Consider the following 10,973-nt stretch of genomic DNA (forward strand, 5'->3'; position numbering starts at 1 on the left):
TTCGGTATTATGTAGCAGTTGCACAAAATTGAAAAAACTCTCTCCCACTTGTGGGAGAGAGACAGCTCAAAAATGCGTTCAGCAGTTTTGAGCAGAGAGAGGGCAAACAAGCGGTAACTTTTCATCAACTTTTAACAGACATTCCACTTTTGCCCTCTCCCTGATTTGTCGTTCTAAACAAACGACAAACCTTTCCCTCTCCCGCAAGCGGGCGAGGGGAATGTGCAACTGCTACATAATACCGCAATTATTATTGTAAACCCTATTCCACTAATTATTAAGATTTAGCCATTTTCCCAATATATTTCGGTATAATGTGGCTAAATTTTGTTATTGAAAGAGATCTAAATGGCTACTATCGCACAAAACCCACTCGTTTTAGTGGACGGTTCGTCCTATCTTTATCGTGCCTTTCACGCATTTCCACCATTAACCAATAAACAAGGTGAGCCAACAGGGGCAATGTATGGCGTATTGAATATGTTAAAAAGTTTGATTGCACAGGTTGAACCTAGCCATATTGCCGTCGTGTTTGATGCGAAAGGGAAAACATTCCGTGATGAATTATTTGAGCAATATAAATCTCATCGCCCACCAATGCCTGATGAATTACGTTCTCAAATTCAACCTCTACACGCAATGATCAAAGCGTTAGGCATTCCTTTACTTTCGATTGAAGGCGTTGAAGCTGACGATGTTATCGGGACATTAGCGGTGCAAGCTGCTCAAGCAGGGAAGAATGTGCTAATTAGCACAGGCGATAAGGATATGGCACAACTGGTGAACGATCACATTATGTTGATCAACACAATGAACAATACGTTACTTGATAGAGATGGCGTTATTGAGAAATATGGTATTCCGCCAGAGTTAATTATTGATTACTTAGCCTTACTTGGCGATTCATCAGATAACATTCCGGGTGTAAAAGGGGTAGGTGAGAAAACTGCTATTGCTTTACTGCAAGGGATCGGCTCAATGCAATCAATCTATGCCAATTTAGATAAGGTTGCAGAACTCTCTTTTCGTGGTGCTAAAACCTTTGCACCGAAGTTAGCCGCAGAAAAAGAGACAGCCGATCTCTCATATCTACTGGCTACGATTAAAACTGATGTTCCCCTTGAGGTGACTCACGATCAATTACTCACACAGCCACAACAGCGAGATCAACTCGTGGAATTGTTTGGCCGTTATGAATTTAAGCGTTGGCTAAACGAAGTGATGGATAATACTAACCCTGTTACTCAAACAGCCCCTGAGAAAATACCGAATCAATATCAGGCAACACAGTTAGAGCAAGCGGTGAGTTTTGAACAGAAATTTGCAAAAATTGAGATTGATCGCACCGCTTATCAATGTGTCAAGACAGAAACGCAGTTTGCCCAATGGCTTGAAAAATTACAAAAAGCGAAAGTGATTGCAGTTGATACCGAAACCAATAGCGTAGATCCAATGTCAGCGGAATTAGTCGGGATCTCTTTTGGACTAGCCAATGGCGAGGCTTGTTACATTCCCCTTGCCCATAAAGGTATTAGCACGCCAGCACAAACTGATTTATTTGGTGATGAAAACCAACCAGAGCAGAGTGAGTACAAGTTATTATCTGAACAGCTTGATAAAAAACAGTGCCTTGCTCAGTTAAAACCTATTTTAGAAAACCCAACCATTCAAAAAGTTGGACAAAATATTAAATACGATTTAACTATTTTTGCACGCAATGGTATTGAACTACAAGGTATCGCATTCGATACAATGTTAGAATCCTACACCTTAAATAGTACAGGCAGACATAATATGGACGCACTTGCCGAGCGTTATTTAGGGCATCAAACTATTCCTTTTGAAGAGATTGCAGGTAAAGGCAAAAATCAGAAAACCTTTGATCTGATTTCATTAGAACAAGCCACAGAATATGCCGCTGAAGATGCGGATATTACAATGAAATTACATCAAGTGCTTAGTCAAGAACTGAGCAAAGAACCTGAATTACTGAAACTATTTGAACAGATTGAAATGCCATTAGTTACGGTATTATCTCGTGTTGAACGCAATGGCGTATTGATTGATCCCCAATTACTTCGCACACATTCTATTGAAATTGAACAACGTTTAGTCGAATTAGAACAACAAGTGCATACGGAGGCAGGCGAAATTTTCAATCTAGCTTCCACCAAACAATTACAAGAAATTCTGTTTACTAGGTTAGGCTTACCTGTATTGAAGAAGACCCCGAAAGGTGCACCGTCAACTAATGAAGAAGTGCTTGAAGAATTAGCACAAATGGGGCATCAAGTACCCGTATTATTGATGGAGCATCGTGGTTTAAGTAAATTGAAATCAACTTATACCGATAAGCTACCACAGATGATTAACGCCACCACAGGACGAGTACATACTTCTTATCATCAAGCGGTAACTGCAACAGGGCGACTTTCTTCTAGTGATCCGAATTTACAAAACATTCCTATCCGCAACGAACAAGGCAGACGTATTCGCCAAGCCTTTATTGCTCGAGAAGGCTATGTAATTTTAGCGGCAGACTACTCACAAATTGAGCTACGCATAATGGCTCATTTGGCAAAAGATGCCAATATGATTAAAGCCTTTGCGGAAGGGAAAGATATTCACCGATCCACCGCTGCGGAAATTTTTGATGTGCCATTAGAACAAGTCACAAGTGAACAACGCCGCAGTGCCAAAGCGATCAACTTCGGCTTGATCTATGGAATGAGCGATTTTGGTTTGTCTAACCAACTGGGTATCGGGCGAGCAGAAGCGAAAAAATATATGGAACGCTATTTCCAACGCTATCCTGCTGTACAGCAATTTATGATGGATATTCGTGAAAAAGCTGCTGAAAAAGGCTATGTCGAAACCTTATTTGGACGCCGTTTATATTTACCCGATATTCAATCAAGTAACCAAATTCGCCGTAAAGCTGCCGAACGTGTGGCGATCAATGCTCCAATGCAAGGAACCGCAGCAGATATTATCAAAGTAGCAATGATCGGTATTGATAATGCAATTCGAGATTGTGATGATATAAAAATGATTATGCAAGTACACGATGAACTTGTATTTGAAGTCAAAGCTGACAGAGTAGAGCATTACAGCCAACTTATTAAAACTGAAATGGAAAAAGCAATTGCCCTAGAAGTCCCACTAATCGCTGAAGTCGGTATCGGGAAAAACTGGGACGAGGCTCATTAAGTAATGTGCAACTCATTCCGTTAATTCAAGTAGGATGGGTTAAAGCCCATCCTACAATGACTTTGTCAATAAATTGACATACTGCGTGCGTTCATTTATTCGCTTGTCAATTCATCCGCAATCACATCAGCTTGCTCTAATACAAATTTTATTGCCTCATCGCATTTATCTGGTGGATATTTGAAAAGACGCAAGGTAATTCGTACCAAGTTACGCATTTTGGCACGCACCGCATCTTTATATTGCCAGTCGATTGTAGCGGATTTACGCAATTTATCCGTAATTTCTTTCGCTAGTTTTTTCAAGGCATCATCGCCTAATTGCTGTACCGCACTTTCATTGCGAGCTAACGCATCATAGAAGGCAATTTCGGCTGGGGATAAACCTAATTTTTCTCCCCGTTGCAAACGTTCAGTGAACTCCTTACTCATTTTCAGCAATTCATTTAACACTTCTATGATCGTTAAATTTTGGTTGTGATATTTGTTTAACGCCTCTTTTAAACGATCAGCAAAATCTTTTTGTACGGCTATATTACCTGCACCTTTTTCGTTAATTTGGCTTTTTAAATAACGCTCCATTGCTAAAAGCCAAAGGTCTTTGGTTTGGCTATTTTTAATTTTCTCTAAAAATTCGTCAGATAAAATATTGATATTCGGTTGATCTTGATTGAGTAAATCAAACAAGTTAATCGCACCGCTTGCATCTACTGCTTTATTTAATAGAGCGATCAACTGTAACTGGCGTTCATCATTTGAAGCGGTTGGATTTGGCTCACGTTTTGCAAGTATGGCTCGCACTGCATCATAAAAAGCAAGCTCTTTCTGATATTGCTGAATATCGCTATCTGCACCACATAAACTGAAGCCTTTTTTGGCTAAACGAACCGCTTTTAAAAACGCATTGCGTCTTGGGGTTTTATCTTGATCTTGTTTATCAGGATTTTGATGATCAAGTGCTAGAATATGGTTTGCTCCCAACATCACTTGTTGGAACAATGCCAGTTCATCTGCTATCTTCAATGCATCAAACAGCTTAAATGGTTTTTCATTGACTGGTGTCGCAAATTGCCCTCGAATAATATCAATATACTCTCGCATCTTTTCTTTGATTTTTTCGATATTCTGGGTCATTTGCCCTTTGCCATTAGCACGAGTGTATTGTTCCGTTGCATCTCGAAGTTCAGCAGTTAGCCCGACATAATCGACAATTAAACCGCCATTATCACGACTTTTATTACGGAATACACGATTTACCCTTGCAATCGCCTGCATTAGATTATGCCCTTTCATTGGCTTATCAATATACATCGTATTACAGCAAGGGGCATCAAAACCTGTCAGCCACATATCACGCACAATCACGACTTTTAGCGGATCATCAGGGTCTTTAAAACGGCGTTCTAACCGCTTTTTATCTTGAGCAGAGTAGATATGTTGTTGAATATCGGTAGGATCGCTCGCTGAACCCATCATCACAATTTTAATTGCCCCTTCATTGACATCATCACTATGCCATTCAGGGCGAAGTGCGGTAATTTTTTCATAGAGTTTCACACAAATTTGACGGCTCATTGCCACAATCATTGCTTTACCATCAATTAAAGCGGTGCGTTGTTCAAAATGTTTTACAAAATCTTCCGCTAAACGAGATAAACGCCCCTCCGTTCCCATCAATTTTTCACGCAAACGGAAGTTATAGCTACTTTCATCTTCATCATCAAATAAAGTTCCAGCTTCACGCACAACATCATCAAACTCGGCACTCTGTGCAATCGGAATTTGTCGAGCCTCATAAATAATCGGTACTGTCGCCCCATCTTCTACCGCATCGGTAATATCATAAATCGAGACATATTTACCGAAGACTTCCTGCGTATCCTTATCTTCAAGGCTAATTGGCGTACCTGTAAAACCGATAAAAGAGGCATTAGGCAACGCATCACGCAGATGTTTAGCGTAGCCGACCCGATATGTGCCTGTGCGATTTTCCTCATTCAGTTTCATACTTTGGCTAAAACCATATTGTGAGCGATGTGCTTCATCACTGATCACAATAATATTATGTCGCTCGTTTAATATCGGGTGGGCTTGCTCGCTCTCTTGTAAACCGAATTTCTGAATAGTCGTAAAAATGACACCGCCCGTTTCTCGTTTAGCCAGCTCTTCACGTAGAGCATCTCTACCATCGGCTTGGATAGGTTTCTGACGAATTAACGCTTTACCACCTGAAAAGGTCGCATAAAGCTGACCGTCCAAATCATTTCGGTCGGTAACGACCACAATAGTTGGGTTGCGTAATTCAGGTTGGGAGAGCAATTTGCCTGCATAAAATAACATCGACAACGACTTGCCCGAACCTTGCGTGTGCCACATTACCCCAATTTTGCCATTGCCTTGTTCACTTGCCGCCCACAGCGTGCAATCTACCGCTTCATTCACCCCATAAAATTGATGATAAGCGGCAATTTTTTTGACTAACCGACCGCTTGATGTCTGCTCAAACACAATAAAATTCTGGATATAATCCAACAAACTTGCAGGCTCAAGCAAACCACGCACTAAACCTTCTAATTCGTGTTCAAAATGAATACGTTGCTTATTTTTCTCATCTACCACACGCCAAGGCGTAAAACGCTCTAAATCCGCAGTGAGAGAGCCAACTTTTGCTAGTATGCCATCACTAATCACAAGGGCTTGATTGTAAACGAACAGATCGCCAATTTCTTGCTTATAAGTCTGTAACTGATTAAACGCTTGTGGCAAATCAGCATTCTCTTTTAACGGATTTTTTAGCTCCAACACCACCACAGGCAAACCATTGAGATAACAAATCACATCAGGGCGGCGGTTGCCTTTTTTACCCAAAATAGTTAGCTGATTTACCACATCAAAACGGTTATTTTCAGGCGTTTGGAAATCAATTAAGCGAGCAAACTCCACCTTCTGCTCATCATTTTCCCGATACTCAACTTGAACACCTTCACGCAAATAACGGTAGGCTTGCTGATTACGCTCTGTGAGGTCTGTAATATCTGTTTTGCATACCAATGCCACCACTTCGTCCACCGTTGCAGACGGCAACTGCGGATTTAACCGTTCCACCGCCTCACGCAGAACTGAACGAAAAATCACCTCGTCCGTCCGCAATCGCCAAGGGTTTTCCCCATCAGCATTGATTGTTGAACCGTGCGTATAATTCCAGCCCAATTCTTGCAAAAATTGCAAACTGGCTTGTTCAATCGTGTTTTCATTGATGAGCATTGTGTTTTTCCTTTCTGAATATAATCTTATTTTCTTCGTTAATTACCACTGCCAAATCTCCCCTAACCCCTCTTTAGCAAAGAGGGGTTAGGGGAGATTTGGCAGAAACAAAAACAGCGTGAGAGAATGTTTAGCCCTCCAATTACGCCTTAACCCACTACAATAACCTCGCCATCAAGTTGCAAAATTTTGTGGGAATGTTACCGCTTGTTATTTTTTCAATAATTTATCGAACAACATACTTACAATATTATTTGTTGTTTTTTCATCAATAAATTCTTTATCAGGCTTATCCAACACGCTTGCTGGATTTTTACCTAATTCTCTGATTGTTTCTTCAAATAACATTATATTAAGCATTTGCTTCTTCTCTTTAACTGTTTCAGGCATTTTATCAATCTGCTCTTGGAAATTGATAAATGAACTTGCTAATACTTCTTTATGTCTATATTCCTGCGAAAGTCTAAAATTTTCCTTTCTTAATCTAAACAAAAAGGTCAATAAAACGCCAAACAACATCAAAATAGAAAATCTTTTAATATAAAAGAATACAAGCTGATAACTTTCCAAATCAGAACCAATATTATTGCACATAACAATTCCAATAAGGAAAATTAAAGTAATAATTATCACCCAAATAAGGCAATTATTTAATTCCCCAAATTTGATTTCCTCATCTCTAAATTTTTTAGATATAGAATTAATAACTTCTAAGTTTCTTGCTTCCTTAATCTGATCCGATACAGACGAAATATTCTTTTGATAATCAGAGATCACATTAAGAAACAATGGAATAAAATACCCCCTAATACTTGTATGTAAACTCTCAGCATCAAGAAGCAATTCAGCTAGTCTTTCCTTATCATCACAAAGAAAAACGGTTGTTTCATCTATATTTGTCTGTTTTGAATACGATATAACTTTCTTTTGTAACTTCTCTATTAAATCATCAAAAAGAGAATATTCTTTATGATTGATAGGTATTTTATTCTTAGCCGCTACTGAAATAATATTATTGCATTGAGAAAGAATATAGCTTAAATCCTTACATTCTTGGGTTAATCTTTTAGGATCCAAATACTCACCACCATTGGCTTTAACACATTCTATGTCGTCAAATACCGAATCGAAATAACGATAATAGTAGTCACTCCACTTGCTATAAAACATTCTAAACCTCCCCACTCAATAACTTCGGCAATAACACATCCCTTGTTTTCATTAATAAATCACATTCTCTTAAATTTGATTTACGCAGTTCAAATAATGTAGAAAGATATTTATTATGTAAACTAAGTAAGTAAAAATCAGGTAATAAAACAGAAATTTGTTTTAAATGCGTAGGTCCAAAATTTCTTTGAACTGATCCTGATGCTCTAGCTTCTAATTCATATTGTAATTGATTACTTGCAAGACCTAATAAAAATGCTAATGTACTTTTATTTTTAATAGGTCTAAATCTAATTACACTTGTATTTAAAGATAATGGCAAATGCTCATTTCTTACTAAAGCAAATCTTCCTAATGTTCCAGATGTTGAAATAACAATATCATCTTCTTGTAACTGGAAATGTGCATATTTCCCAAATGCTTCTTCTTTTGTGATTTTATTTGCTGTTTCTAAAGAAAGATCACCATTTTTTATACAACGAATATTGATAAATTTAATTCCATCTTCTTCCTCTGTATATTGCCAATTTCTAATCCCTGGACCTTCAAGAAAATCAATTAATTCAGGCAAAGGCTTTTCCCCCCACCCCCTCGGCACGCCATCTTCCCCAAACCCACTCGGGAACGCCTCTGCGATTTCCCATAGTTGTTGGTATTGTTCAGGGTTTGTCGTTTGCAAGCGGTGTAATTCATCAGATGTTTTACCACTGATAGTTGCCATTGCCGATAGGGTGGCTTGTTCGGTGGTTTGTCCGTTTGCTAAGGCGTTGGCTTTGGCGTGAACGGGGTCGAAATCAATAAACCAGCTTTTAAAAATCGTTTGGGCGATTTGTTCTAGGGTTTGGTTGATTTGGGTGTTGAGTTGGATTTTTTTGTCTAGAGAATTTAATTGATAAACAATCTTTTCTCGTTCTTTTCTAGTTTTCCAATCAATAGAAATATCTTCAAGACCATATAAGGGTAATTTAGGTTGAACAGCTCCAACTGTATTCTTTTTTATCTCAGATTGCCCTGTTTCAGAAATTAAGAAATAGTAAAGATATTCTGCATCTATTTTGTCTAAGCCAGAAAGTTTTGCACAATTTTCTGTTTGTGAAGCATTGTTTAATTCTTCACTGATAATTGATACTAAACCAATAGTCCCTACAATAGAAACAATAACATCATTTGTATTAACAATATAATTTTTAATTTTATTGAAAATATGGTCAGGAACATACTCCAGCTCATTCAATATAATAAATTTTCCTTTCATGTCTCTTACTCTGATATAAGGATGAGAGTTAGGAACTGTTTGTAAATTTTCACCTTTGGGTAATCGTTTTCCCCCCTTAATTTTTACTATGTCTTTAAGTTTTAAAAAGTTACTCATACCCCAACCCTCCCAAATTCGCTTTAATCTTCGCTTCTAATTCTGCACTTTGTTTAAATTGTTCCTTCAATAAAGCGGTGAGTTCTTGCATTTTTTCTGCAAAAGGTACGCCGTCATCTTCTTGTTCTGCTGTGCCGACATATCGCCCTGGGGTGAGGACAAAATCGTTTTGGGCGATTTCATCTAGGGTAGCGGTGTAGCAAAATGCAGGGATATTTTGATACTCAGTCGATTTTTGCCAGTTGTGGTAGGTGTTGGCGACTTTGGCAATATCGTCTGCAGTGAAATCACGCAATACACGATCTTTCATATAGCCGAGTTGGCGTGCGTCAATAAATAGCACTTCGCCTTTACGAGCTTTGTTTTTATTTAAAACCCAGATACACGCAGGAATTTGGGTGTTGGTAAAAAGTTGGCTAGGTAGGGCAATCATCGCTTCGACAAGGTCGGCTTTTAGAATATTTTTGCGAATTTCCCCTTCGTTGTTGGTGTTGCTCGACATTGAACCGTTGGCAAGCAATAACGCCATTTTGCCCGTTGGCGAAAGGTGGTAAATCATATGTTGTAACCACGCAAAGTTGGCATTGCCTTCAGGCGGTATGCCATATTGCCAGCGTGGGTCGTTGGTAAGGCTTTCGTTCCACCAATCTTTCATATTGAATGGTGGGTTTGCCATTACAAAATCCATTTTTTTATCACGATGTTGTGGGTTGCTGAAGGTATCGGCGTTGCCTTTGCCAAAATCAAACTCAATGCCTCGAATTGCCATATTCATTGCGGCAAGTTTCCAAGTGGTTGGGTTAAATTCTTGCCCGAAAATGCTGACTTCGCTCACGTTGCCTTGATGTTCACGAATAAAGCGTTCCGTTTGTACAAAGAAACCACCCGAGCCCATTGCTGGGTCGTAAATGCGTCCTTTGTAGGGTTCAAGCATTTCGATAATCAGCGTTACAATGGATTTTGGCGTGAAATATTGTCCGCCTTTTTTGCCTTCCGCAAGGGCAAATTGCCCGAGAAAGTATTCATAAACGTGCCCGAGAATGTCTTTCGCCGCTAATGAAATTGGTTTTCCGTCAAGGGTTGGGCGGGTAAAATTGGTATCAGAAAAGAGATCGATTAAGCCCAATAAAATGCTTTCATCAACTTTATAAGGGCTAATGCGTTGGATTACGTTTTTGAGCTTCGGGTTGTCTTGTTCGATAGCGTCAAAAGCGTCATCAATGAGATTGGCGATGCCTTTAAAGGTTTTATCGCCCCAAATTTTGTCGCCAATATTTGCACGAGCAACCACTTTGATTTCGTCCCAACGAGCTTGTGGTGGCACCCAGAAGATGTTGTCTTGGGTGTAGTTATCACGTTCTTCAAGTTCAGCCTTGAGAATATCGGCAAGATCGTTTTCGTTGTAAGCAGTGGGATCAAGATAAAAATCGGAGTTTGGATCGGTGTAACGCTGTTTGATGGTTTCTTGCTGTGCGGAGAAACTGTCAGAGATGTATTTTAAGAAGATGAAACCGAGAACGATGTGTTTGTAATTGGCAGCATCAAGTTGTTGGCGAAGTCTATCGGCGGCTTTCCAAAGGTCTGCATCAAGTTTATTAAGAAAGGCTTGCTGTTGTTGAGTGGCTAAATTTTCAGCCAGATGTGCTGTGCTGTGCTGTGCTGTGCTGTGCTGTGCTGTGCTGTGCTGTGCTGTGCATTATACTATAATCCCCTAATAAAATATATGGAGATATAGCATAGAAGTTAATGGTTAATAATTCAATCTATTATTTTCTGTTTGGGTATTATATTTTAGGCAGATGCACAAAGTGCGGTTGGGTTGTGGGAAAAGTTGTTTCATTACGGACACACTGTGTGTTTCCCAGATTATTGACAAAGTCTTTTTTCATTCGGACGCCAGCGTGGCGTCCCTACAAGAAAAGTTATAACCAATTGAAAAATAACAGATTTTATTTTGT

General features: G+C 39.2%; 5 protein-coding genes. 1 reads left to right on the plus strand and 4 read right to left on the minus strand.

Annotated elements, in window-relative coordinates:
• The first annotated feature begins 348 nt into the window (after positions 1-348).
• Positions 349-3,210, plus strand: coding sequence for a DNA polymerase I (polA, locus tag A1D25_RS01875; RefSeq protein ID WP_157394024.1), 2,862 nt, complete (start codon positions 349-351; stop codon positions 3,208-3,210).
• Between the two features lie 95 nt (positions 3,211-3,305).
• On the opposite strand, the gene A1D25_RS01880 is transcribed toward polA, so the two are convergent.
• From A1D25_RS01880 to A1D25_RS01895, 4 genes are all read right to left on the minus strand, one after another.
• Positions 3,306-6,473, minus strand: a complete 3,168-nt coding sequence (locus A1D25_RS01880) for a type I restriction endonuclease subunit R (protein ID WP_157394025.1) — start codon at positions 6,471-6,473, stop codon at positions 3,306-3,308.
• A gap of 210 nt (positions 6,474-6,683) precedes the next feature.
• On the minus strand, positions 6,684-7,643 hold the full coding sequence (locus A1D25_RS01885; RefSeq protein WP_157394026.1) for a hypothetical protein: 960 nt from the start codon (positions 7,641-7,643) through the stop codon (positions 6,684-6,686).
• Between the two features lies 1 nt (position 7,644).
• Positions 7,645-9,015 (minus strand): restriction endonuclease subunit S, encoded by a 1,371-nt coding sequence (locus tag A1D25_RS01890; protein WP_157394027.1) that lies wholly within the window; start codon positions 9,013-9,015, stop codon positions 7,645-7,647.
• Positions 9,008-10,654, minus strand: coding sequence for a class I SAM-dependent DNA methyltransferase (locus A1D25_RS01895; protein WP_157394028.1), 1,647 nt, complete (start codon positions 10,652-10,654; stop codon positions 9,008-9,010). Before A1D25_RS01895 ends, A1D25_RS01890 begins: the two co-directional genes overlap by 8 nt.
• Positions 10,655-10,973 lie beyond the last annotated feature (319 nt).

It is taken from the genome of Ursidibacter arcticus, from assembly GCF_009761375.1.
GTDB classification, from domain to species: Bacteria; Pseudomonadota; Gammaproteobacteria; order Enterobacterales; family Pasteurellaceae; genus Ursidibacter; species Ursidibacter arcticus.